The organism is Streptomyces sp. NBC_00597 (genome assembly GCF_041431095.1).
GTDB lineage: Bacteria > Actinomycetota > Actinomycetes > Streptomycetales > Streptomycetaceae > Streptomyces.
The window spans coordinates 1-24,270 of record NZ_CP107757.1; the positions used below are offsets into that span (position 1 = coordinate 1).

Annotated in this window: 11 protein-coding genes, 1 tRNA gene and 3 rRNA genes; 13 read left to right on the plus strand and 2 right to left on the minus strand. The window is 67.5% G+C overall.

Translation table 11 applies throughout. The annotated features are described in order from the left end of the window. The first annotated feature begins 278 nt into the window (after positions 1 to 278). The 5 genes from OG974_RS00005 (at position 279) to OG974_RS00025 (ending at position 6,279) form a co-directional block, all read left to right on the plus strand. Positions 279 to 1,803, plus strand: a 16S ribosomal RNA gene (locus OG974_RS00005). Between the two features lie 282 nt (positions 1,804 to 2,085). Then, positions 2,086 to 5,208, plus strand: a 23S ribosomal RNA gene (locus tag OG974_RS00010). Between the two features lie 77 nt (positions 5,209 to 5,285). Further along, positions 5,286 to 5,402: ribosomal RNA gene (rrf, locus tag OG974_RS00015) — 5S ribosomal RNA — on the plus strand. Together the 16S, 23S and 5S rRNA genes with 1 tRNA gene alongside form the textbook arrangement of a ribosomal RNA operon. 5 nt (positions 5,403 to 5,407) lie before the next feature. After that, positions 5,408 to 5,483: transfer RNA gene (locus tag OG974_RS00020), tRNA-Thr, on the plus strand. A 181-nt stretch (positions 5,484 to 5,664) separates the two neighbouring features. Then, complete coding sequence (locus tag OG974_RS00025) at positions 5,665 to 6,279, plus strand: HdeD family acid-resistance protein (protein ID WP_371644993.1); 615 nt, start codon at positions 5,665 to 5,667, stop codon at positions 6,277 to 6,279. A 19-nt stretch (positions 6,280 to 6,298) separates the two neighbouring features. Here OG974_RS00025 and OG974_RS00030 read toward each other — a convergent pair whose 3' ends face one another. After that, a complete protein-coding gene (locus OG974_RS00030) occupies positions 6,299 to 8,860 on the minus strand; it encodes a SpoIIE family protein phosphatase (protein ID WP_371646686.1) in 2,562 nt (853 codons plus the stop codon). A 192-nt stretch (positions 8,861 to 9,052) separates the two neighbouring features. On the opposite strand from OG974_RS00030, the gene OG974_RS00035 reads away from it, so the two are divergent. The 8 genes from OG974_RS00035 to OG974_RS00070 all read left to right on the plus strand — a co-directional run bounded on the left by OG974_RS00035 (position 9,053) and on the right by OG974_RS00070 (position 23,004). Further along, positions 9,053 to 14,584 (plus strand): HAMP domain-containing protein, encoded by a 5,532-nt coding sequence (locus OG974_RS00035; RefSeq protein ID WP_328763920.1) that lies wholly within the window; start codon positions 9,053 to 9,055, stop codon positions 14,582 to 14,584. Positions 14,585 to 14,861: 277 nt separating this feature from the next. Continuing rightward, a complete protein-coding gene (locus OG974_RS00040) occupies positions 14,862 to 15,542 on the plus strand; it encodes a response regulator (RefSeq protein ID WP_327278866.1) in 681 nt (226 codons plus the stop codon). 156 nt (positions 15,543 to 15,698) lie between these two features. Further along, complete coding sequence (locus tag OG974_RS00045; RefSeq protein WP_329314674.1) at positions 15,699 to 18,470, plus strand: DNA translocase FtsK; 2,772 nt, start codon at positions 15,699 to 15,701, stop codon at positions 18,468 to 18,470. A gap of 301 nt (positions 18,471 to 18,771) precedes the next feature. Next, positions 18,772 to 19,674 carry a RodZ domain-containing protein gene (locus OG974_RS00050; RefSeq protein WP_327278868.1) on the plus strand — a complete coding sequence of 301 codons (903 nt, stop codon included), beginning with the start codon at positions 18,772 to 18,774 and terminating at the stop codon, positions 19,672 to 19,674. Positions 19,675 to 19,789: 115 nt separating this feature from the next. After that, positions 19,790 to 21,274, plus strand: a complete 1,485-nt coding sequence (rimO, locus tag OG974_RS00055) for a 30S ribosomal protein S12 methylthiotransferase RimO (RefSeq protein WP_327278869.1) — start codon at positions 19,790 to 19,792, stop codon at positions 21,272 to 21,274. Beyond that, positions 21,271 to 21,927 (plus strand): CDP-diacylglycerol--glycerol-3-phosphate 3-phosphatidyltransferase, encoded by a 657-nt coding sequence (pgsA, locus tag OG974_RS00060; protein WP_327278870.1) that lies wholly within the window; start codon positions 21,271 to 21,273, stop codon positions 21,925 to 21,927. The genes rimO and pgsA overlap by 4 nt, the downstream gene beginning before the upstream one ends. 86 nt (positions 21,928 to 22,013) lie before the next feature. Further along, a complete protein-coding gene (locus tag OG974_RS00065; RefSeq protein ID WP_371644995.1) occupies positions 22,014 to 22,514 on the plus strand; it encodes a CinA family protein in 501 nt (166 codons plus the stop codon). A gap of 109 nt (positions 22,515 to 22,623) precedes the next feature. Continuing rightward, on the plus strand, positions 22,624 to 23,004 hold the full coding sequence (locus OG974_RS00070) for a helix-turn-helix domain-containing protein (RefSeq protein ID WP_030301503.1): 381 nt from the start codon (positions 22,624 to 22,626) through the stop codon (positions 23,002 to 23,004). Between the two features lie 473 nt (positions 23,005 to 23,477). On the opposite strand, the gene OG974_RS00075 is transcribed toward OG974_RS00070, so the two are convergent. Next, positions 23,478 to 24,248 (minus strand): SDR family NAD(P)-dependent oxidoreductase, encoded by a 771-nt coding sequence (locus tag OG974_RS00075; RefSeq protein ID WP_327278872.1) that lies wholly within the window; start codon positions 24,246 to 24,248, stop codon positions 23,478 to 23,480. Positions 24,249 to 24,270 lie beyond the last annotated feature (22 nt).

Below are 24,270 nucleotides of genomic sequence, written 5' to 3' on the forward strand. Positions count from 1 at the left end.
CTGATAGAGTCGGAAACGCAAGAACGAAGAACGAAAGCCCGGAGGAAAGCCCGAGAGGGTGAGTACAAAGGAAGCGTCCGTTCCTTGAGAACTCAACAGCGTGCCAAAAATCAACGCCAGAAGTTGATACCCCGTCCACTTCGGTGGATGAGGTTCCTTTGAAAAAGTCCTGTCTTTCGGGGCAGGCAACAACACAGCGAGGACGCAGTGGACGGTCGGTCATATTCCGACATGATCGTCCCGCTCTAAGTGCGTGTGCACCCGATTACGGGTAAACATTCATGGAGAGTTTGATCCTGGCTCAGGACGAACGCTGGCGGCGTGCTTAACACATGCAAGTCGAACGATGAAGCCCTTCGGGGTGGATTAGTGGCGAACGGGTGAGTAACACGTGGGCAATCTGCCCTTCACTCTGGGACAAGCCCTGGAAACGGGGTCTAATACCGGATAATACTCCTGCCTGCATGGGTGGGGGTTAAAAGCTCCGGCGGTGAAGGATGAGCCCGCGGCCTATCAGCTTGTTGGTGGGGTAATGGCCCACCAAGGCGACGACGGGTAGCCGGCCTGAGAGGGCGACCGGCCACACTGGGACTGAGACACGGCCCAGACTCCTACGGGAGGCAGCAGTGGGGAATATTGCACAATGGGCGAAAGCCTGATGCAGCGACGCCGCGTGAGGGATGACGGCCTTCGGGTTGTAAACCTCTTTCAGCAGGGAAGAAGCGAAAGTGACGGTACCTGCAGAAGAAGCGCCGGCTAACTACGTGCCAGCAGCCGCGGTAATACGTAGGGCGCAAGCGTTGTCCGGAATTATTGGGCGTAAAGAGCTCGTAGGCGGCTTGTCACGTCGGATGTGAAAGCCCGAGGCTTAACCTCGGGTCTGCATTCGATACGGGCTAGCTAGAGTGTGGTAGGGGAGATCGGAATTCCTGGTGTAGCGGTGAAATGCGCAGATATCAGGAGGAACACCGGTGGCGAAGGCGGATCTCTGGGCCATTACTGACGCTGAGGAGCGAAAGCGTGGGGAGCGAACAGGATTAGATACCCTGGTAGTCCACGCCGTAAACGTTGGGAACTAGGTGTTGGCGACATTCCACGTCGTCGGTGCCGCAGCTAACGCATTAAGTTCCCCGCCTGGGGAGTACGGCCGCAAGGCTAAAACTCAAAGGAATTGACGGGGGCCCGCACAAGCAGCGGAGCATGTGGCTTAATTCGACGCAACGCGAAGAACCTTACCAAGGCTTGACATATACCGGAAAGCATTAGAGATAGTGCCCCCCTTGTGGTCGGTATACAGGTGGTGCATGGCTGTCGTCAGCTCGTGTCGTGAGATGTTGGGTTAAGTCCCGCAACGAGCGCAACCCTTGTCCTGTGTTGCCAGCATGCCCTTCGGGGTGATGGGGACTCACAGGAGACCGCCGGGGTCAACTCGGAGGAAGGTGGGGACGACGTCAAGTCATCATGCCCCTTATGTCTTGGGCTGCACACGTGCTACAATGGCCGGTACAATGAGCTGCGATACCGTGAGGTGGAGCGAATCTCAAAAAGCCGGTCTCAGTTCGGATTGGGGTCTGCAACTCGACCCCATGAAGTCGGAGTTGCTAGTAATCGCAGATCAGCATTGCTGCGGTGAATACGTTCCCGGGCCTTGTACACACCGCCCGTCACGTCACGAAAGTCGGTAACACCCGAAGCCGGTGGCCCAACCCGTAAGGGAGGGAGCTGTCGAAGGTGGGACTGGCGATTGGGACGAAGTCGTAACAAGGTAGCCGTACCGGAAGGTGCGGCTGGATCACCTCCTTTCTAAGGAGCACAGTACCGATTGCAGACAAACGTTCTGCACGGTCAGCTCATGGGTGGAACGTTGATTAGTTGGCACGGTTTCCAAAACTCTCTGTAAGTACTGCTTCGGCGTGGAACACAGTGAAGTGGAGGGGATCGTGCTTGGCACGTTGTTGGGTCCTGAAGGTACGGCCGTAAGGTCATGTCTTCAGTGCCGGCCCCAGTGAACTCGCCAGCTTGTCTGGTGGGGTGATGGGTGGCTGGTCGTTGTTTGAGAACTACACAGTGGACGCGAGCATCTGTGGCCAAGTTTTTAAGGGCGCACGGTGGATGCCTTGGCACCAGGAACCGATGAAGGACGTGAGAGGCCGCGATAGGCCCCGGGGAGCTGCCAACTGAGCTTTGATCCGGGGGTGTCCGAATGGGGAAACCCGGCAGTCGTCATGGGCTGTCACCCACTGCTGAACACATAGGCAGTGTGGAGGGAACGAGGGGAAGTGAAACATCTCAGTACCCTCAGGAAGAGAAAACAACCGTGATTCCGGGAGTAGTGGCGAGCGAAACCGGATGAGGCCAAACCGTATGCGTGTGATACCCGGCAGGGGTTGCGCATGCGGGGTTGTGGGAATTCTTTTGATCGGTCTGCCGGCCGGTCGGCGAGTCAGAAACCGTTGATGTAGTCGAAGGACATGCGAAAGGTCCGGCGTAGAGGGTAAGACCCCCGTAGACGAAACATCAGCGGCTTGCTTAAGAATCTCCCAAGTAGCACGGGGCCCGAGAAATCCCGTGTGAATCTGGCGGGACCACCCGCTAAGCCTAAATATTCCCTGGTGACCGATAGCGGATAGTACCGTGAGGGAATGGTGAAAAGTACCGCGGGAGCGGAGTGAAATAGTACCTGAAACCGTGTGCCTACAAGCCGTGGGAGCGTCGCTGTATGTGCTTGCACATACAGTCGTGACTGCGTGCCTTTTGAAGAATGAGCCTGCGAGTTAGCGGTGTGTAGCGAGGTTAACCCGTGTGGGGAAGCCGTAGCGAAAGCGAGTCCGAATAGGGCGATTGAGTTGCACGCTCTAGACCCGAAGCGGAGTGATCTAGCCATGGGCAGGTTGAAGCGGAGGTAAGACTTCGTGGAGGACCGAACCCACCAGGGTTGAAAACCTGGGGGATGACCTGTGGTTAGGGGTGAAAGGCCAATCAAACTCCGTGATAGCTGGTTCTCCCCGAAATGCATTTAGGTGCAGCGTCGTGTGTTTCTTGCCGGAGGTAGAGCACTGGATAGGCGATGGGCCCTACCGGGTTACTGACCTTAGCCAAACTCCGAATGCCGGTAAGTGAGAGCACGGCAGTGAGACTGTGGGGGATAAGCTCCATGGTCGAGAGGGAAACAGCCCAGAGCATCGACTAAGGCCCCTAAGCGTACGCTAAGTGGGAAAGGATGTGGAGTCGCAGAGACAACCAGGAGGTTGGCTTAGAAGCAGCCACCCTTGAAAGAGTGCGTAATAGCTCACTGGTCAAGTGATTCCGCGCCGACAATGTAGCGGGGCTCAAGCGTACCGCCGAAGTCGTGTCATTGCAGCAATAGGGCCAACGCCCGCTGTGATGGGTAGGGGAGCGTCGTGTGCCGGGTGAAGCAGCAGCGGAAGCTAGTTGTGGACGGTTCACGAGTGAGAATGCAGGCATGAGTAGCGATACACACGTGAGAAACGTGTGCGCCGATTGACTAAGGGTTCCTGGGTCAAGCTGATCTGCCCAGGGTAAGTCGGGACCTAAGGCGAGGCCGACAGGCGTAGTCGATGGACAACCGGTTGATATTCCGGTACCCGCTTTGAAACGCCCAATATCGAATCAGGCGATGCTAAGTCCGTGAAGCCGTTCCGGACCCTTCGGGGAAAGGAAAGTGGTGGAGCCGACGAACCAGACTTGTAGTAGGTAAGCGATGGGGTGACGCAGGAAGGTAGTCCAGCCCGGGCGGTGGTTGTCCCGGGGTAAGGGTGTAGGCCGAGGGGTAGGCAAATCCGTCCCTCATTAAGGCTGAGACCTGATGCCGAGCCGATTGTGGTGAAGTGGATGATCCTATGCTGTCGAGAAAAGCCTCTAGCGAGTTTCATGGCGGCCCGTACCCTAAACCGACTCAGGTGGTCAGGTAGAGAATACCGAGGCGTTCGGGTGAACTATGGTTAAGGAACTCGGCAAAATGCCCCCGTAACTTCGGGAGAAGGGGGGCCATCACTGGTGATCGGACTTGCTCCGTGAGCTGGGGGTGGCCGCAGAGACCAGCGAGAAGCGACTGTTTACTAAAAACACAGGTCCGTGCGAAGCCGTAAGGCGATGTATACGGACTGACGCCTGCCCGGTGCTGGAACGTTAAGGGGACCGGTTAGTGCACTTTCGGGTGTGCGAAGCTGAGAACTTAAGCGCCAGTAAACGGCGGTGGTAACTATAACCATCCTAAGGTAGCGAAATTCCTTGTCGGGTAAGTTCCGACCTGCACGAATGGCGTAACGACTTCTCGACTGTCTCAACCATAGGCCCGGTGAAATTGCACTACGAGTAAAGATGCTCGTTTCGCGCAGCAGGACGGAAAGACCCCGGGACCTTTACTACAGTTTGATATTGGTGTTCGGTTCGGCTTGTGTAGGATAGGTGGGAGACTTTGAAGCAGCCACGCCAGTGGTTGTGGAGTCGCCGTTGAAATACCACTCTGGTCGTGCTGGATGTCTAACCTCGGTCCGTGATCCGGATCAGGGACAGTGTCTGATGGGTAGTTTAACTGGGGCGGTTGCCTCCCAAAGGGTAACGGAGGCGCCCAAAGGTTCCCTCAGCCTGGTTGGCAATCAGGTGTTGAGTGTAAGTGCACAAGGGAGCTTGACTGTGAGACCGACGGGTCGAGCAGGGACGAAAGTCGGGACTAGTGATCCGGCGGTGGCTTGTGGAAGCGCCGTCGCTCAACGGATAAAAGGTACCCCGGGGATAACAGGCTGATCTTCCCCAAGAGTCCATATCGACGGGATGGTTTGGCACCTCGATGTCGGCTCGTCGCATCCTGGGGCTGGAGTCGGTCCCAAGGGTTGGGCTGTTCGCCCATTAAAGCGGTACGCGAGCTGGGTTTAGAACGTCGTGAGACAGTTCGGTCCCTATCCGCTGTGCGCGTAGGAATATTGAGAAGGGCTGTCCCTAGTACGAGAGGACCGGGACGGACGAACCTCTGGTGTGCCAGTTGTCCTGCCAAGGGCATGGCTGGTTGGCTACGTTCGGGAGGGATAACCGCTGAAAGCATCTAAGCGGGAAGCCTGCTTCAAGATGAGTATTCCCACCTCCTTGAGAGGGTAAGGCTCCCAGTAGACGACTGGGTTGATAGGCCAGATGTGGAAGCCCGGTAACGGGTGGAGCTGACTGGTACTAATAGGCCGAGGGCTTGTCCTCAGTTGCTCGCGTCCACTGTGTTAGTTCTGAAATAACGAACAGCTGTGATTTTAGCCAGCGTTCAAATTTCATAGTGTTTCGGTGGTCATAGCGTTAGGGAAACGCCCGGTTACATTCCGAACCCGGAAGCTAAGCCTTTCAGCGCCGATGGTACTGCAGGGGGGACCCTGTGGGAGAGTAGGACGCCGCCGAACAACCCGCCCTTTTAGCTCAGTCGGTAGAGCGTCTCCATGGTAAGGAGAAGGTCAACGGTTCGATTCCGTTAAAGGGCTCCATGAAAAAGGCCCCCGCCATTTGGCGGGGGCCTTTTTGCGTTTCGGGCGCGGTTGCCGGGAGGCGGATCCGTCGGAGGGCGGACTCCGGCTCGCCAACCTAAAATGGCCGGGAAGGGTAAACAAGGTACGACCGGCGGCTTCGACGTGCCCCTAGGGCCGTCCGGCCGGCCTGGGAGGCGTGATGTCCCTACCCCCTGACGCGGCGACACCGCAGCACGTGCAGAGCGACCCCGAGGACGTCCTCAAGCAGGTCGGAGCCTCATGGCGCTGGGCGCTCGGCTTCGCCCTCGCGACCCTGATCCCGGGCATCCTGGTACTCGTATGGCCCGATGAGACGCTGCACATCCTGGCCGTCATCATCGGCCTGCAGCTCCTCGTGGCAGGGGTCTTCCGGTTCGTCACCGCCTTCTCGCACAGCACCGACGGCGGCGGCAGACTGGCGAGCGTCCTGGTCGCCATACTGGCGTTCCTAGCGGGCGTCCTCGTACTGCGGCATCCGATGCAGACGATCGGGGCGCTGTCCCTGATCCTCGGAGTCTTCTGGCTGCTGACCGGAGTGCTCACGGCGTACGTCGCCATCGCCGACCGCGGGCTCGTACACCGGGGCCTGCTCTTCGGGCTGGGCGTCCTCGGCGCCGTCGCCGGCATCGTCGTGCTCTGCTTCCCGGTGGACTCCGCGGTCGCCCTGACCCGACTGCTGGGACTGTGGCTCGTCCTGCTCGGCGTATTCGAAGTGGTGATGGCCTTCGCACTGCGCTCCGCCACGCGCCGCATCAAGCCCGCGCCCCCGGGGTGAGCGTCCGGCCGCGCTCCGGCTAGTCGCCCTCGCGCGGCTGGGGGACGCGGAAGGCCAGGATGGCCATGTCGTCCGAGGCGGGTTCGGCCGCGAAGCGTTCCACCGCGCGCAGGACACGGGCGGCGACCGCGCCGGCCGTGAGGCCCGTGCAGGTGGTGAGGACCTCCGTGAGGCCATCGTCGCCGAGCATGCGGGTGCCCTCGCGGCGTTCCGTCACCCCGTCCGTGACGCACAGGAGCACGTCGCCCGGTTCCAGCGAGAGGGTCTGCTCGTAGAGGTCGAGGTCGTCGATGACGCCGAGCAGCGGCTGCGGGTCGGCGGCCGGGGTGACCCGGCCGTCCGGGCGCAGGCGCAGCGGCAGCGGATGGCCGGCGCAGACGACCTTCATCAGGGCGCCGCCGTCCGGCTGGGGGTGGAGTTCGCCGTACAGGAGGGTGAGGAAGCGGCTGCGGGCGCCCTCGTCGAGGATGGCCGCGTTGAGCCGCTCCAGCACCGCCGGGCCGCCGAGTCCCTCGCGGGCCAGGAGGCGCAGGGCGTGCCGGGCGAGACCGGTGACGGCGGCCGCCTCGGGACCCGTACCGCAGACGTCGCCGATGGCGAAGCCGTACGCGCCGTCACGGATGGGGAAGACGTCGTAGAAGTCGCCGCCCACCTCGTTGCCCTCGCCCGCCGCGCGGTAGATGACCTCGACCTCCATGCCGGGGATCGCGGGCGAGCCGGGCGGGAGCAGGCTGCGCTGCAGGGAGCGGCTGATCGCGGTGCGCTCGGAGTAGAGGCGGGCGTTGTCGAGGGCGAGGGCGGCCCGGCGGGAGAGGTCCTCGGCGAGTTCGAGGATCTCCTGGCGGAAGTGCTCCTCGGACGGCTTGCCGAGGGTGAGCATGCCGATCACGCGGTTGCGGGCCAGGAGGGGCAGGACGACGGTCTCCCCGCCGACCGCGAGCGCCGTCTCGGGCCAGGGGCGGGCGCCGGCCTCGCGGACCGGTTCCGGCGGGCTGACGCGGGACAGCAGGGCCTTGAGGCCGTCGATGCGTTCCTCGTCCTCGTGCAGGACGTACGAGAGGTAGGGATCGGAGGACTGGTCGGCGATCGTGTAGACGGCGCACCAAGTGGCCAGCGTCGGGACGGTCATCTGCGCCATGAGGGCCAGGGTCTGGTCCCGGTCGAGGGTGCCCGCGAGCAGGTCGGAGGCCTCGACGAGGAAGGACAGGGAGCCGCGGCGCAGCCGTTCCAGCTCGCCAAGGCGGGCGGACTCGACGGCGAGGGCGATGCGGTCGGCGGCGAACTGGAGACGCAGGGCCTCGGCGTTGGAGTAGCGGCCCGGGCCCTCGGCGGCGACGCCGAGTGAGCCGGTGAGCCGGCCCTCGACCTTGAGCGGAACGGTGATCACCGAGCGCATGCCGGTGGCCTCCAGGAGCGGGACGGCTCCGGGGACGGCGGCGAGGTCGTCGTGGACGGCGGGCATGCGCGCGGAGCCGTATCGGTTGGTGCCGGCCTCGACGGGGACGCGGGCGAAGCGCTGGCGGGTGGAGGGTAGCCCGGTCGTGGCACGGACTTCCAGCTCGGTCTCGTCGTCGGTGGCCAGCAGCAGGAAGGCGGAGTCGGCGTCGAGCATGTCGCGGGCGCGTTCGACGGTGCGCTGGAGCAGTCCGTCGAGGTCATCGGGGGCGGGGGAGCCGATGAAGACCTCGAAGGGGTCCACGGGGCGGGGTTCGGTGAGTTGAAGGCTGTCGGCGGCGGCCACCCGTACGGGGGTCTGGAGCAGGGCCCGCTCGTCGTCGTGGACCAGCAGGCAGACGATGGAGGGCTCGCCCTGGGCATCGCGGACCCGCAGGTGGGAGGCGTACACGGGGATCACGCGGCCGTCGGCGCCGCGAATGCCGTAGCTGCCCTCCCAGCGGGACAGCCGCAGGGCCTCGGCGATGCCGGTGCCGGTGCCGGGGGTCTGGGGCCAGGCGGCGAGTTCGGCGAGCGGGCGGCCGACGACCTTCTCCGCGGAGTGGCCGAAGACGTGCTCCGCGTCCTCGTTCCAGGCGGAGACCGCGTCGGAGGCGTCGATCTGGAGGACGGCGACGCGGACCCGGCTGTCGGCGAGCGGCAGGAGCCGGTCCGGGACGACGGGCCCGGCGGAGCGGGTACCGACCGGCCGGTCCGGGAGGTCGAGCCGGAACCACACGTGCTTGTGGGTGGCGGTGTACTCGACTCCCCAGCGGGTGGCGAGGGCGGCGCAGAGCATCAGCCCGCGGCCGTTCTCCCGGTCGGGGTCCGCGTACGGGCGCTCGCCGGGGTACTGGAGCGGGAGCTCGCGCTCGGGATACCGGTCGGCGATCTCCACGCGTACCCCGTCCCCGGAGCGCAGGCAGAGGACCTCGGCCTTGGTGCCGGCGTGGACCACGGCGTTCGTGACGAGCTCGCTGGTGAGGACCACGGCGTCGTCGACGATGTCCGCGAAGCCCCATCCTTGGAGGGTGTCGCGGACGAACGCTCGGGCCGCGGCGACCGAGCGCCCGAGGGGGTCGAAGCTGGCAGCCGCCCGAGCCGTGATCACGAGTCTCCTTCGACGCGGTTGGACATCGGGTGCCAGGTTACTTACCTTCGCGGTCGGCTTGGTGCCGTCGTCAGGGATTCCACCCGCAGGGTGCGGCCGGTGTGCGATGGTGCCGAAGTGTTATGGCCGGGTTCGGCCAGGGTGAAACACTGGGCAGGATCGGATAGCCGGGCGTGCGACTCGCCGGGTGTCGGTGGAACAGCGGTCGACCCTTTCGGGAGGGACACGGTGGAGTCTGGCGCAGCGGTGCGGCGTACGGGAACGCGCCCGAAAGGCGGGAGGTCCCGCCGGAACGGCACGACGGAAGTCGATACCGCGGCCCTGAACCGGCTGCTCACAGCCCTGGTGTCGATGCGGGACGGGAATTTCCGCAAGCGGCTGACGGTGTCCGGCGAGGGCGTGATGGCGGAGATCGCCGCCGTCTACAACGAGGTCGCCGACCGGAACCTCCATCTCACGGGAGAGCTCTCCCGCGTGCGGCGGATGGTGGGCCGCGAGGGGAAGCTGAGCGAACGGCTGGAAACAGGCGCTTGCGAGGGCTCCTGGGCGGCTGCGATCGACGCCTCGAACCAGCTGGTGGACGATCTTGCGCGGCCGGTGTCCGAGGTGGGCCGGGTGCTGTCGGCGGTCGCCGAGGGCGATCTGGACCAGCGGATGGACCTGCGGACGCAGACGGCGGACGGGGCCGGGCATCCGCTGCGCGGTGAGTTCCTGAAGGTCGGGCGCACGGTCAACAACCTCGTCGACCAGCTGTCCGCGTTCACCGACGAGGTGACGCGCGTGGCGCTGGAGGTGGGTACCGAGGGCAAGCTCGGCGGTCAGGCCCAAGTGCGTGGAATGTCGGGTTCTTGGAAGGACCTGACCGACTCCGTCAACACGATGGCGTACCGGCTCACCGCTCAGGTGCGTGACATCGCTCTCGTCACGACGGCGGTGGCGAAGGGCGATCTGTCGCGCAAGGTCACGGTGCACGTGGCCGGCGAGATGCTCCAGCTGAAGAACACCGTGAACACGATGGTGGACCAGCTGTCGTCGTTCTCCTCCGAGGTGACCCGGGTGGCCCGCGAGGTGGGCACGGAGGGTGAGCTGGGCGGTCAGGCGAAGGTGCCCGGGGTCGCAGGGGTGTGGAAGGACCTGACCGACTCCGTCAACACGATGGCGGGCAACCTGACGGCCCAGGTGCGCGGGATCGCGCAGGTCACGACGGCCGTCGCCAATGGCGACCTGTCGCAGAAGGTGCGGGTCAGCGCGCGCGGCGAGGTGGCGCAGCTGGCCGAAACGATCAATCAGATGACGGAGACCCTGCGCACCTTCGCGGACGAGGTCACCAGGGTGGCCAGCGAGGTCGGGGCGAAGGGTCTGCTGGGCGGCCAGGCCCAGGTGCCGGGTGCGGCGGGTACGTGGAAGGACCTCACCGATTCGGTGAACACGGTCTTCCGCAACCTGACCACGCAGGTGCGGGACATCGCGCAGGTGACGACCGCCGTGGCCAACGGCGACCTCTCTCAGAAGGTCACGGTCGACGTGGCCGGCGAGATGCTGGAGCTGAAGAACACCGTCAACACGATGGTGGACCAGCTCCAGTCCTTCGGCGCGGAAGTGACGCGTGTGGCCCGTGAGGTCGGCGTCGAGGGTGAGCTGGGCGGCCAGGCACAGGTGCCGGGTGCGGCGGGTACGTGGAAGGACCTCACCGATTCGGTGAACACCGCCTTCCGCAACCTGACCGGCCAGGTCCGCAACATCGCGCAGGTGACGACGGCGGTGGCCAACGGCGACCTGTCGCAGAAGGTCACCGTGGACGTCTCGGGCGAGATGCTCCAGCTGAAGAACACCGTGAACACGATGGTGGACCAGCTGTCGAGCTTCGCCGACCAGGTCACGCGGATGGCGCGGGACGTGGGTACGGAGGGCCGGCTCGGCGGCCAGGCCCGCGTGGAGGGGGTGTCCGGGACGTGGAAGGAGCTCACCGACTCCGTCAACTTCATGGCCGGCAACCTGACCTCCCAGGTGCGCCAGATCGCCCAGGTGACCACGGCGGTGGCCCGTGGTGACCTGTCCCAGAAGATCGACGTGGATGCGCGCGGCGAGATCCTGGAGCTGAAGAACACCATCAACACCATGGTCGACCAGCTATCGGCCTTCGCGGAGCAGGTGACCCGGGTGGCCCGGGACGTGGGTACGGAGGGCCGCCTCGGCGGCCAGGCGCAGGTGCCGGGAGTGGCCGGCGTGTGGCGCGACCTCACGGACTCGGTGAACGGCATGGCCGGGAACCTGACCTCGCAGGTGCGCAACATCGCTCAGGTGGCGACGGCGGTGGCGCGCGGTGACCTGTCCCAGAAGATCGACGTGGATGCGCGCGGCGAGATCCTGGAGCTGAAGAACACCCTCAACACGATGGTGGACCAGCTCTCGAACTTCGCGGAGCAGGTGACCCGCGTCGCCCGTGAGGTGGGCACCGAGGGCATCCTGGGCGGCCAGGCCGAGGTGAAGGGCGTCTCGGGCACCTGGAAGGACCTCACGCAGTCCGTCAACTTCATGGCGAACAACCTGACCTCGCAGGTGCGCAACATCGCCGAGGTGACGACGGCGGTCGCGATGGGCGATCTCTCCAAGAAGATCACCGTGGACGCCAAGGGCGAGATCCTCGAACTCGTCACGACCGTCAACACGATGGTCGACCAGCTGTCCTCGTTCGCGGAGCAGGTGACGCGGGTCGCCCGCGAGGTGGGTTCCGAGGGCATCCTCGGCGGCCAGGCGCGGGTGCGCGGGGTGACGGGCATCTGGAAGGACCTGACCGACAACGTCAACCTGATGGCCAACAACCTGACGTCGCAGGTGCGCAACATTTCGCAGGTCTCGGCGGCGGTCGCCAACGGTGATCTGACGAAGAAGGTCACGGTGGAGGCGCGCGGCGAGGTCGCGCAGCTCGCCGACACGGTCAACACGATGGTCAAGACCCTGTCCTCGTTCGCGGACGAGGTCACGCGCGTGGCCCGCGAGGTGGGTACGGAGGGCCGGCTCGGCGGCCAGGCGCACGTGCCGGGTGTGTCGGGGACGTGGAAGGACCTCACCGATTCGGTGAACTTCATGGCCTCCAACCTCACCGGTCAGGTGCGGCAGATCGCCATGGTCACGACCGCCATCGCCAAGGGCGACATGACCAAGAAGATCGACATCGATGCGCGCGGTGAGATCCTGGAGCTCAAGACCACCATCAACACGATGGTCGACCAGCTGTCTTCGTTCGCCGACCAGGTGACCCGGGTGGCCCGTGAGGTGGGCACCGAGGGCATCCTGGGCGGGCAGGCGCGGGTGCGGGACGTGGACGGCACCTGGCGCGACCTCACGGAGTCCGTGAACGAGATGGCCGGCAACCTCACCCGGCAGGTGCGCGCGATCGCGGCAGTGGCCACCGCGGTGACCCGCGGAGACCTCAACCTGAAGATCGACGTGGACGCGGCGGGCGAGATCCAGGTCCTCCAGGACAACATCAACACGATGATCGCGAACCTGCGCGACACCACGTTGGCCAACAAGGAACAGGACTGGCTGAAGGGCAACCTCGCCCGGATCTCCGCCCTGATGCAGGGCCGCCGCGAACTGGACGACGTGGCGTCGCTGATCATGAGCGAGCTGACCCCGGTGGTCTCGGCGCAGCACGGAGCGTTCTTCCTGGTCCTGCCGACCGGCGGGAGCACCGAGATCGGGACGGAGGGCGGCCCGGACGGCTCGTACGAGCTTCGGATGCGCGGGAGTTACGCGTACGCGGGCGGCCAGATGCCCATGTCGTTCCGGCCGGGGGAGGGGCTGATCGGGACCGTCGCCGAGGAGAAGCGGACGATCCTGGTCGAGAACACCCCGCCCGGCTATCTGAAGATCTCCTCGGGGCTCGGGGAGGCGCCGCCGGCGCACGTGATCGTGCTGCCGGTGCTGTTCGAGGGGAAGGTGCTCGGCGTCATCGAGCTGGCGTCCTTCCAGCCCTTCACGCAGATCCAGAAGGACTTCCTGAGCCAGATCGCCGAGATGATCGGTACGAGCGTCAACACGATCAGCGTGAACTCCAAGACGGAGATGCTGCTCAAGCAGTCGCAGGAAATGACCGAGCAGCTGCGCGAGCGCTCCGACGAGCTGGAGAACCGGCAGAAGGCGCTCCAGGCCGCCAATGCCGAGCTGGAGGAGAAGGCGGAGCTGCTCGCCCAGCAGAACCGGGACATCGAGGTGAAGAACACCGAGATCGAAGAGGCCCGGCAGGTGCTGGAGGAGCGCGCCGAGCAGCTCGCGGTCTCGATGCGCTACAAGTCCGAGTTCCTGGCGAACATGTCGCACGAGCTGCGCACGCCGCTCAACTCGCTGCTGATCCTGGCCAAGCTGCTCGCCGACAACGCGGACGAGAACCTGTCGCCGAAGCAGGTGGAGTTCGCCGAGACCATCCACGGGGCGGGCTCGGACCTGCTCCAGCTGATCAACGACATCCTGGACCTGTCGAAGGTCGAGGCCGGGAAGATGGACGTCTCGCCGACCCGGATCGCGCTCGTTCAGCTCGTGGACTACGTGGAGGCGACCTTCCGGCCGCTGACCGCGGAGAAGGGGCTGGACTTCTCCGTACGGGTCTCCCCGGAGCTTCCGGCGACCCTGCACACCGACGAGCAGAGGCTGCTCCAGGTGCTGCGCAACCTGCTGTCGAACGCGGTGAAGTTCACCGACACCGGGGCGGTGGAGCTGGTGATCCGGCCCGCCGGTTCGGACGTGCCGACGGCGATCCGGGAGCAGTTGCTGGAGGCCGGTTCGCTGCGGGAGGCGGACGCGGACCTGATCGCCTTCTCGGTGACGGACACCGGGATCGGGATCGCGGCGAGCAAGATGTTGGTCATCTTCGAGGCGTTCAAGCAGGCCGACGGCACCACCAGCAGGAAGTACGGCGGTACGGGGCTCGGGCTGTCGATCAGCCGGGAGATCGCGCGGCTGCTGGGCGGTGAGATCCACGCGGCGAGCGAGCCCGGCCGCGGATCCACGTTCACGCTGTACCTGCCGCTGCACCCGAGCGAGTTGCCGCCGCAGGGTTACGCGCCGCCCACGCCCGGTGGGGCGCGCGGCGAGGTGTACCGCAGGCAGGCGGACGGGGCGCGGCCCGCGCTGCCGGCGGCCCCGGCGGCGCCCGTACCCGTACCGCAGGCGCAGGCGCAGCACGCGCGGCCCGGGCTGCCGGCCGCCGAGCCGGTCGGTCAGGGGCAGGGCGGCGCCGCGCTGTTCCGGCGGCGGCGCAAGGCGCTGAGCGACCTGGAGCCGCGCACGGCGGTGCCGGGGCAGCCGAACGTGCAGGGACCCGAGGACGGTTGGGCCAACCCGGCGGAGGAACTTCCGGTGTTGCCCCGGACGTACGACTTCCACGGCGAGAAGGTGCTCATCGTGGACGACGACGTCCGCAACGTCTTCGCGCTGACGAGCGTGCTGGAGCAGCACGGGCTGGCGGTGCTGTACGCCGAGAACGGCCGCGAGGGGATCGAGGTCCTGGAGCAGCACGACGACGTGACCGTCGTGCTGATGGACATCATGATGCCGGAGATGGACGGGTACGCGACGACGTCGGCGATCCGGCGGATGCCACAGTTCGCCGGGCTGCCGATCATCGCGCTGACGGCGAAGGCGATGAAGGGGGACCGGGAGAAGGCGATCGATTCCGGAGCTTCCGACTATGTCACCAAGCCGGTCGACCCCGACTTCCTCCTGTCGGTCATGGAACAGTGGATGCGGGGCAAGTGATCGACGGGCGAGCGCTCTGATACCAATTGCTGACTGACTGTGGCGAAAACGGTGTGGAAGGGCGGGAGGCGGGGAACCTTCTGCTCTCCCACACCGTTTCTGCTTCGTGCACAGTGACATCTTGGTGACAGGGTGTGGCGATCTCGGGACTGGGGCTACGATGACCGGCACAAGGACGGACGGCGCAAGGATGCCGTCCTCTTCTGGGGCGGGGCCCGGCGTACAGGCCGGTGCCAGGAGCCGGGGAGGCCCCATGCCGGGGCGAGGAGGACAGGGCATGGTGCAGAAGGCCAAGATCCTCCTGGTCGATGACCGGCCGGAGAATCTGCTGGCGCTGGAGGCCATCCTCTCCGCGCTCGATCAGACACTGGTCAGGGCGTCGTCGGGGGAGGAAGCGCTCAAGGCGCTGCTGACGGACGATTTCGCGGTCATCCTGCTGGACGTGCAGATGCCCGGGATGGATGGGTTCGAGACCGCCGCGCACATCAAGCGGCGCGAGCGGACCCGGGACATCCCGATCATCTTCCTCACCGCGATCAATCACGGTCCGCACCACACGTTCCGCGGCTACGCCGCCGGCGCGGTGGACTACATCTCCAAGCCCTTCGACCCGTGGGTGCTGCGGGCCAAGGTCTCGGTGTTCGTGGAGCTGTACACGAAGAACTGCCAGCTGCGGGAGCAGGCGGCGCTGCTGCGGCTCCAGCTGGAGGGCGGCGGCTCCAACGGCGACGGCAGCAAGGAGACGGCGGGCCTGCTGGCCGAGCTGTCCGCGCGGCTCGCGGCGGTCGAGGAGCAGGCCGAGGCGCTGACCAAGCAACTCGGCGAGGAATCCGCCGATGCGGCGGTCGTGGCGACCGCCGCCCACCTGGAGCGCAAGCTCACCGGACTGCGGCGGGCGCTCGACGCGCTGGAGCCGGGGACCGGTGGGGGAGCGCCGGTGCTGCCCGCGCAGGGCTGAGCGCTCCGCACGGCCGCGTACCGGGGCTTACCCGCGGGCCGTTCGGTCGGGCCCGGGTCTGGCGGTCCGTCAAAGCACTGACGCGGCGCGCGACACGAACGGGTGAAGGGGTGGGCACGCGTGTCCACCAGCGCGCGCACCGGTAACCTCGGGCCCATGGCCTCACGTACGTCCGGCAAGGGTTCCCAGAGCACAGCGGGCACCGCGAAGGGCCGCACCGGCCGGACGACGGCGCCGGCGAAGAAGGCGGCTCCCGCCCGCAAGCCCGCCGCGAAGAAAGCCGCGGCGCCCCGGCGCGCCCCCGTCAAGAAGGCGGCGCCCAAGCCCGCGCCGTCTCCGACCGGGGGCGTGGTGCGGCTGGTGCGTGCCGTGTGGCTGGGCTGTGCGCACGCGGTCGGCGCGGTATTCCGGGGGATCGGGCAGGGGGCCAAGAACCTCGACCCCGCCCACCGCAAGGACGGCGTCGCACTGCTGTTGCTCGCCCTCGCACTGATCGTCGCCGCCGGTACCTGGTCGAACCTGAGCGGTCCCGTCGGGGATCTGGTCACCATGCTGGTCACCGGTGCCTTCGGGCGACTGGATCTGCTCGTGCCGATCCTGCTCGGCGTCATGGCGGTGCGTTTCATCCGCCATCCCGAGCAGCCCGACGCCAACGGCCGGATCGGCGTCGGCCTCTCCGCGCTCGTCATCGGGGTGCTCGGCCTCGTGCACATCGCCTGCGGGGCGCCCGGCCGCGACGAGGGAACCACCGCCATGCAGAACGCGGGCGGCCTCATCGGCTGGGGGGCCTCGAAGCCGCTGATCTTCACCATGGGCGCGCCGCTGGCCGTACCGATGCTGGTGCTGCTCACGGTCTTCGGGCTGCTCGTGGTCACCGCGACCCCGGTCAACGCGATCCCGCAGCGGCTGCGCAGGCTCGGCATCCGGCTCGGGATCATCGCCCCGAACGAATACGACGAGGGGTTCGGGGAGGACGGAGCCGCCGGCCGGCACGACCCCGAGCAGTGGCGGGCCCGCTCGGGGGCCGCCGACCAGGGCGGGCCGGCGGACACGGACAGCGCCGACGCCGCCGAGGAGCAGGCGCTCGCCCGGCGGCGGCGCCCGCGCAGGAGCACGGCCCGGCCGGCCCTCGACCGGGAGATGGACGCCGTCGACGTGGCCGCGGCGGCCGCCGCCGCCCTGGACGGTGTGGTGCTCGGCGGGATGCCGCCCTCCCCGGTGGTCGCCGACCTCACGCACGGCATCTCCCCGAAGCCCGAGGGCGTGGAGATCACCGCCGCGGTGCCGTCCGCGCGGCTGGAGCGACCCAAGGCCACCGGGCCGTCGCCGGCCGAGCCGCCGCACGACACCACCGCCGCGGCTTCCGGGACCTTGTCGGTGCCGGACCTCACCAAGGCCGCGCCGCCGCCCCAGTCACTGCCGCCGCGCGCCGAGCAGCTCCAGCTGCGGGGGGACATCACCTACGCCCTGCCCTCGCTCGACCTGCTGGAGAAGGGCGGACCCGGTAAGACCCGCAGCGCCGCCAACGATGCGGTCGTCGCCTCGCTGACCAACGTCTTCACCGAGTTCAAGGTCGATGCCCGGGTCACCGGCTTCACCCGCGGCCCGACGGTGACCCGCTACGAGGTGGAGCTCGGCCCCGCCGTCAAGGTCGAGCGGATCACCGCGCTCGCCAAGAACATCGCCTACGCGGTGGCCTCGCCGGACGTGCGGATCATCAGTCCGATCCCGGGCAAGTCGGCGGTCGGCATCGAGATCCCGAACACCGACCGCGAGATGGTCAACCTGGGCGACGTGCTCAGGCTGGCGGACGCGGCCGAGGACGACCACCCGATGCTGGTGGCGCTCGGCAAGGACGTCGAGGGCGGCTACGTCATGGCCAACCTCGCGAAGATGCCGCACGTGCTCGTCGCCGGCGCCACTGGCTCCGGAAAGTCCTCCTGCATCAACTGCCTGATCACCTCGGTCATGGTGCGGGCCACCCCGGAGGACGTCCGGATGGTGCTCGTCGACCCCAAGCGGGTGGAGCTGACGGCGTACGAGGGCATCCCGCACCTGATCACGCCGATCATCACCAACCCCAAGCGGGCCGCCGAGGCGCTCCAATGGGTCGTGCGCGAGATGGACCTGCGCTACGACGACCTGGCCGCCTTCGGCTACCGGCACATCGACGACTTCAACCAGGCAATCCGGGACGGCAAGATCAAACTGCCGCCGGGCAGCGAGCGGGAGCTGAGCCCGTACCCGTACCTGCTGGTGATCGTCGACGAGCTCGCCGACCTGATGATGGTGGCTCCGCGCGACGTCGAGGACTCGATCGTCCGGATCACCCAGCTGGCCCGCGCGGCCGGCATCCACCTGGTGCTCGCCACCCAGCGGCCCTCGGTGGACGTGGTCACCGGCCTGATCAAGGCGAACGTGCCCTCGCGGCTCGCGTTCGCCACCTCCTCCCTCGCCGACAGCCGGGTCATCCTCGACCAGCCGGGCGCCGAGAAGCTGATCGGCAAGGGCGACGGGCTGTTCCTGCCCATGGGCGCCAACAAGCCGGTCCGCCTCCAGGGCGCCTTCGTCACCGAGGACGAGATCGCCGGGATCGTGCAGCACTGCAAGGACCAGATGGCGCCCGTCTTCCGGGACGACGTCACCGTCGGGCAGAAGCAGAAGAAGGAGATCGACGAGGAGATCGGCGACGACCTGGACCTGCTGTGCCAGGCGGCCGAGCTGGTGGTCTCCACCCAGTTCGGGTCGACCTCGATGCTCCAGCGCAAGCTCCGGGTCGGCTTCGCCAAGGCGGGCCGGCTCATGGACCTCATGGAGTCGCGGGGGGTCGTCGGCCCGAGCGAGGGTTCGAAGGCCCGTGACGTCCTGGTGAAGGCGGACGAGCTGGACGGGGTCCTCGCCGTCATCCGTGGGGAGGACCAGCCGTAGCGGATCCGGTGGGCCGGCCGACACCGCCTCGGGGACGCCGCGGGCGGCCCGTCGGAGGCCTGGCGGGCGGGCGCGGAGGTGGCCATTTTGCAGTCCGTTCGGCGGGCAACCGTTTCCCCTGGGCCCGCGTCTAGTTGAGGGAGATGGCGGCCCCGCGTGCTGCGCCGGGCTGCTGCACCGCCCCGGACTCCCCCTTGCCATTCGGATGGCGTAGGAAGTCCACCCTCCGGTTGCTCCACCCTTTCGTCACCCCCCTAGACTGGGAATCCAGCAGGTGGCTACACGCTCGAAAGGCGCCCTCGTGTCCATCGGCAACTCCAACTCCCCCGAAGACGAGCGGCCTTCGACCGACGACCGCTCCGAGGACCGCATCATCGAACCCACGATCGAAGGACCGTCCATCGGGACGGCCCTGAAGCAGGCCCGGATCGCCGCCGGGCTCACCGTCGACGAGGTCAGCTCCACCACCCGCGTGCGCATCCCGATCGTGCACGCGATCGAAGCCGACGACTTCACGCGGTGCGGCGGCGACGTCTACGCCCGCGGTCACATCCGTACGCTCGCCCGCGCCGTGCGCATCGATCCGGAACCCTTGGTCGACGCGTACGACGCGGCCCACGGCGGCCGGCCGGCACCCACCCCCGCCGCGCCGATGTTCGAAGCGGAGCGGATCCGCCCCGAGCGGCAGCGGCCCAACTGGACCGCGGCCATGGTGGCCGCCATCGTCGCCGTGATCGGCTTCGTCGGCTTCACCGCGTTCGGCGGCGGTGACGCGAAGGACAAGCGGCCGGTGGCGGAAGGTTCCGCCCCGCAGGCCGCGCCCAAGCAGTCGGCCGGGAAGCCGGCCGCCCAGCCCCCGCAGGCCCCGCAGACCCCGAAGGCGCCCGCTCCGGAGCCCTCGGACAGTGCGATCGCCGCCGCGCCCAAGGACCTCGTCACGGTCGTCCTGACGGCGAACGACGGCGAGAGCTGGATCTCCGCGAAGGACCACAGCGGCCGGCTGCTGTTCGACGGGACGCTGGCCCCCGGCCAGTCCAAGACCTTCACGGACAAGGAATCCATCGACCTCGTCCTCGGCGACGCCGGTGTCGTGAAGCTCTTCGTGAACGGCAAGGAGATCAAGGACGATTTCCAGCCGGGCCAGGTGGAACGCCTCACATACACCAAGGACGACCCCCGCCAGGGACCGGCCCAGGCGGGCTGATAAGGCGCTGAATCCTTGATTCCGGGTCCCCGGGGTGCTGCGCCGCACCCCGGGGATCTTGGTTTACCGGGACTTGGGGCAGGGGTCGGCGTTTGGACAAAGTAGTCTTGAGTCCATGCCCGAACGCCGTACCGTCGCCCTTGTCACTCTTGGCTGCGCCCGTAACGAGGTGGACTCGGAGGAGCTCGCAGGCCGCTTGGCGGCGGATGGCTGGGAGCTCGTCGAGGACGCCGCCGATGCGGACGTGGCCGTCGTCAACACCTGCGGCTTCGTCGAAGCCGCCAAAAAGGACTCCGTAGACGCCCTGCTGGAAGCCAACGATCTCAAGGATCACGGCAAGACCCAGGCCGTCGTCGCCGTCGGCTGTATGGCCGAGCGCTACGGCAAGGAACTGGCCGAAGCGCTCCCCGAGGCCGACGGCGTGCTCGGCTTCGACGACTACGCCGACATCTCCGACCGCCTCCAGACCATCCTCAACGGCGGCATCCACGCCTCCCACACCCCGCGTGACCGGCGCAAGCTGCTGCCGATCAGCCCCGCGGCCCGCCAGGACGCCGAGGTGGCCCTGCCCGGCCACGCCCAGGAGCCCGAGGCCGCCCCCGCGGACCTCCCCGAGGGCCTGGCGCCCGCCTCCGGGCCGCGCGCCCCGCTGCGCCGCCGCCTGGACAAGAGCCCCGTCGCCTCGGTCAAGCTCGCCTCCGGCTGCGACCGCCGCTGCTCCTTCTGCGCCATCCCGTCCTTCCGCGGCTCCTTCATCTCCCGCCGCCCCAGCGACGTGCTGGGCGAGACGCGCTGGCTCGCCGAGCAGGGCGTCAAGGAGATCATGCTGGTCTCCGAGAACAACACCTCGTACGGCAAGGACCTCGGCGACATCCGCCTGCTGGAGACCCTGCTGCCCGAGCTGGCCGAGGTGGACGGCATCGAGCGCGTCCGCGTCAGCTACCTCCAGCCCGCCGAGATGCGGCCCGGCCTGATCGACGTACTGACCTCGACCCCCAAGGTCGTGCCGTACTTCGACCTGTCGTTCCAGCACTCGGCACCCGACGTGCTGCGCGCGATGCGCCGCTTCGGTGACACCGACCGGTTCCTGGAGCTGCTGGACACCATCCGCACCAAGGCCCCGCAGGCCGGCGTCCGGTCCAACTTCATCGTCGGGTTCCCCGGGGAGAAGGAGTCGGACTTCAAGGAGCTGGAGCGTTTCCTCACCCACGCCCGCCTCGACGCGATCGGCGTCTTCGGCTACTCCGACGAGGACGGCACCGAGGCCGTCACGTACGAGAACAAGCTGGACGAGGACACGATCGCCGAGCGGCTCGCCCACATGCAGCGGCTCGCCGAGGAGCTCACCTCGCAGCGCGCGGAGGAGCGGATCGGGGAGACCCTGGAGGTGCTCGTCGAGTCCGTGGAAACGGTCGACGAGGAGGGTGACGGTGCCTACGGGCGTGCCGCGCACCAGGCGCCCGAGACCGACGGCCAGGTCGTCTTCACGGACAGCACGGGGCTGGTGCCCGGCCGCATCGTGACGGCGAAGGTGGTCGGCACGCTGGGCGTGGACCTGGTGGCCGAGCCCCTGCACCTCGACGAGGAGGCGGCCGGATGACCGGAGTCCCGGCATCTGCGGCGGGCGGGACCGGCCGCCGGCCCGCGCCCGGCGCGAAGCTGGGGGCTGCGGCGGTCAATCAGGCCAGCCTGTGGAACATCGCCAACATCCTGACGATGATCCGGCTCGTCCTGGTGCCGGGATTCGTGTTGCTCCTCCTCGCCGACGGCGGGTACGACCCGGTGTGGCGGGCGCTGGCCTGGGCCGCGTTCGCCGTCGCCATGATCACGGACATCTTCGACGGGCACCTGGCCCGTACGTACAACCTGGTCACGGACTTCGGGAAGATCGCCGACCCCATCGCCGACAAGGCGATCATGGGGTCGGCGTTGATCTGTCTCTCCTGGCTGGGCGACCTGCCCTGGTGGGTGACCGGCGTGATCCTCGGACGGGAACTCGGGATCACGCTCATGCGTTTCTGGGTCATCAGGTACGGAGTGATTCCCGCCAGCCGCGGCGGCAAGATGAAGACCCTGGCCCAGGGCACGGCGGTGGGCATGTACGTGCTCGCACTGACCGGTCCGCTGGCGACCTTGCGCTTTTGGATGATGGCGGTCGCCGTCGTGCTGACCGTGGTCACCGGTTTGGATTACATTCGCGAGGCCGTGGTGCTACGGCGCAAGGGGCTGGCCGCGGAGCAGGCCGCAAGGTGACAAACGCGGTGGGGGAATCTGCGGTGGCCGGTGGGGCGTCTTCGGGCGCCGCGGAAGCTCCCGCGGAGACCGGGGACACCGCCACGGTGGTCGCGGAGGTGCTGCGCCTCCTCGCGGAGAGTGACCAGACGCTCGCGGTCGCCGAGTCTCTGACGGGCGGGATGGTGGCCGCCGAAATCACGGGCGTCGCCGGAGCCTCCCGGTCCTTCCGCGGCTCGGTCACCGCGTACGCCACCGAGCTCAAGCACCGCATCCTGGGGGTGGACGCCGGGCTGCTGGCTGCCGAAGGAGCGGTGAACTCCCAGGTCGCGGCCGACATGGCGGCCGGCGTGCGGCGCGTGCTGGGGGCATCGTGGGGGATCGCGACCACCGGGGTGGCCGGTCCGGACCCACAGGACGGGCAGCCGGTGGGCACCGTTTTCATCGCCGTTGTGGGTCCGGCGGGCAGGAAAACCGTCCCGCTGAGGTTGAACGGCTCCCGGGCGGAAATCCGTAGGGAGAGTGCACGGACAGTGCTCGAACTGCTCTTGAGCGAACTGCGCGAGAATGCGCGGGGGCAGGATACGGAACAGAACGGGGGGATTTGATGTTTGCAGCCCTGAGTGAACACGACATAGCTCCCCGCACGGCCGCGGCGCGAGGCGGTACGGTGGGGCGTGAAGGATGCGGCTACACGGTCAGAGGAGGGAGCCACCGATGATTCTGCTCCGTCGCCTGCTGGGTGACGTGCTGCGTCGGCAGCGCCAGCGCCAGGGCCGTACTCTGCGCGAAGTCTCCTCGTCCGCCCGAGTTTCTCTCGGCTATCTTTCCGAGGTGGAGCGGGGGCAGAAGGAGGCATCCTCCGAGCTGCTCTCCGCGATCTGCGACGCGTTGGACGTACGGATGTCCGAGCTGATGCGCGAAGTCAGCGACGAGCTGTCGCTGGCTGAGCTGGCGCAGTCGGCCGCGGCAAGCGAACCGGTGACGGTGCCGGTCCGCCCGATGCTCAATTCGGTCTCCGTGACTTCGGTCGCGGGCGGCCCGGAGCGGGTGACCATCAAGGCGCCTGCGGAAGCGGTGAATGTCGTAGCCGCGTGAGTTCGATGCGCGCGCTGTGAAGAAATGAGCGTGGCCGGAGCCCCGGTCGGTGTGTGATGCACCGGCCGGGGCTCCGTGCCGTTCCGGCTGTCGTACCGGGCACCGTTCTGGGTGCGCGGCACGAGGGCTTGCGGGAGGATGGGACGCGTCCGGATCGCGGCCCTGATCCCAGGAGGAAGCCGTGCGGCGGTTACTACACATACCCCCGGTCGTGACCCTCGTGCTGGCGCTCGGAGTGCTGTGGTGGTGGGCGGTGCTGAGGCTGGCGCTCGCGCCCGGCGATGCGGGGCCGGTCGAGGGCGCGGTGGCCGTGGGCGGCTGGGGTTTGGGGCTGCTGCCGGTGCACTGCACGCCCGGGCCCGTACGCAGGGCTCGGCGGGCGGCGGCGGCCGAGGGGACGGCGGCCGGTGGGGTGGCGGCCGACGGGGTGACTGCCAACGGGGTGGTCGACGGGGTGGCCGCCGGCGGGGTGGCTACCAGGGCATCGACACTCCGCCGTTCGGGCGGAGGATCTGGCCCGTCATGAAGGACGAGGCGTCCGAGGCGAGGTAGAGCACGGCCTGCGCGATGTCCTCGGGCTCGCCGACCCGGCGCAGGGGAGACATCCGGACCATCGCGGCCTCGGTCTGTTCCTGGACCTCGGGGCTGTGCCGGTCGGTCATGGGGGTGCGGATCCAGCCCGGGGCGACGGCGTTGACGCGGATGCCGTGGGGGCCGGCCTCGGTGGCGAGGGTCTTGGTGAGCTGGACGACGGCGGCCTTGGCGGCGCTGTAGCAGAGCAGACCCGGCTGGGCGGCGTCCACGGCTCCCGAGGCCATGGTGATGATCGAGCCGGGGCGGCCGGCCGCGATCATGGCGCGGGCGGCCTCCTGGCAGGTGCGCAGGACACCCTTGAAGTTGATCTCCAGAACGCGGTCGAGGTCCTCGTCGGCTGTCTCCAGGACGCTGCTGGTGTGCATGATCCCGGCGATGGCGGCGGTGATGTCGAGCGGTCCGGCGGCTGCGACGGCGGCGCGCAGGGCGGCGCGGTCGGTGACGTCGAGGGGGTGGATGGTGGCGGATCCGCCGGCCTTGGCGACGAGCTCCGCGGTCTCGGCGAGCCCCGGCTCGTCGCGGTCCGCGCAGTGCACGGCGGCGCCGGCCCCGGCGAGGAGGACGGCGGTGGCGCGGCCTATGCCACTCGCTGCGCCGGTGATCAGGGCGGCCTTGCCGGTGAGGTCGTACGGGGTTCTGGGTGTGGGCATGCCGGGACGGTACGACCAGATC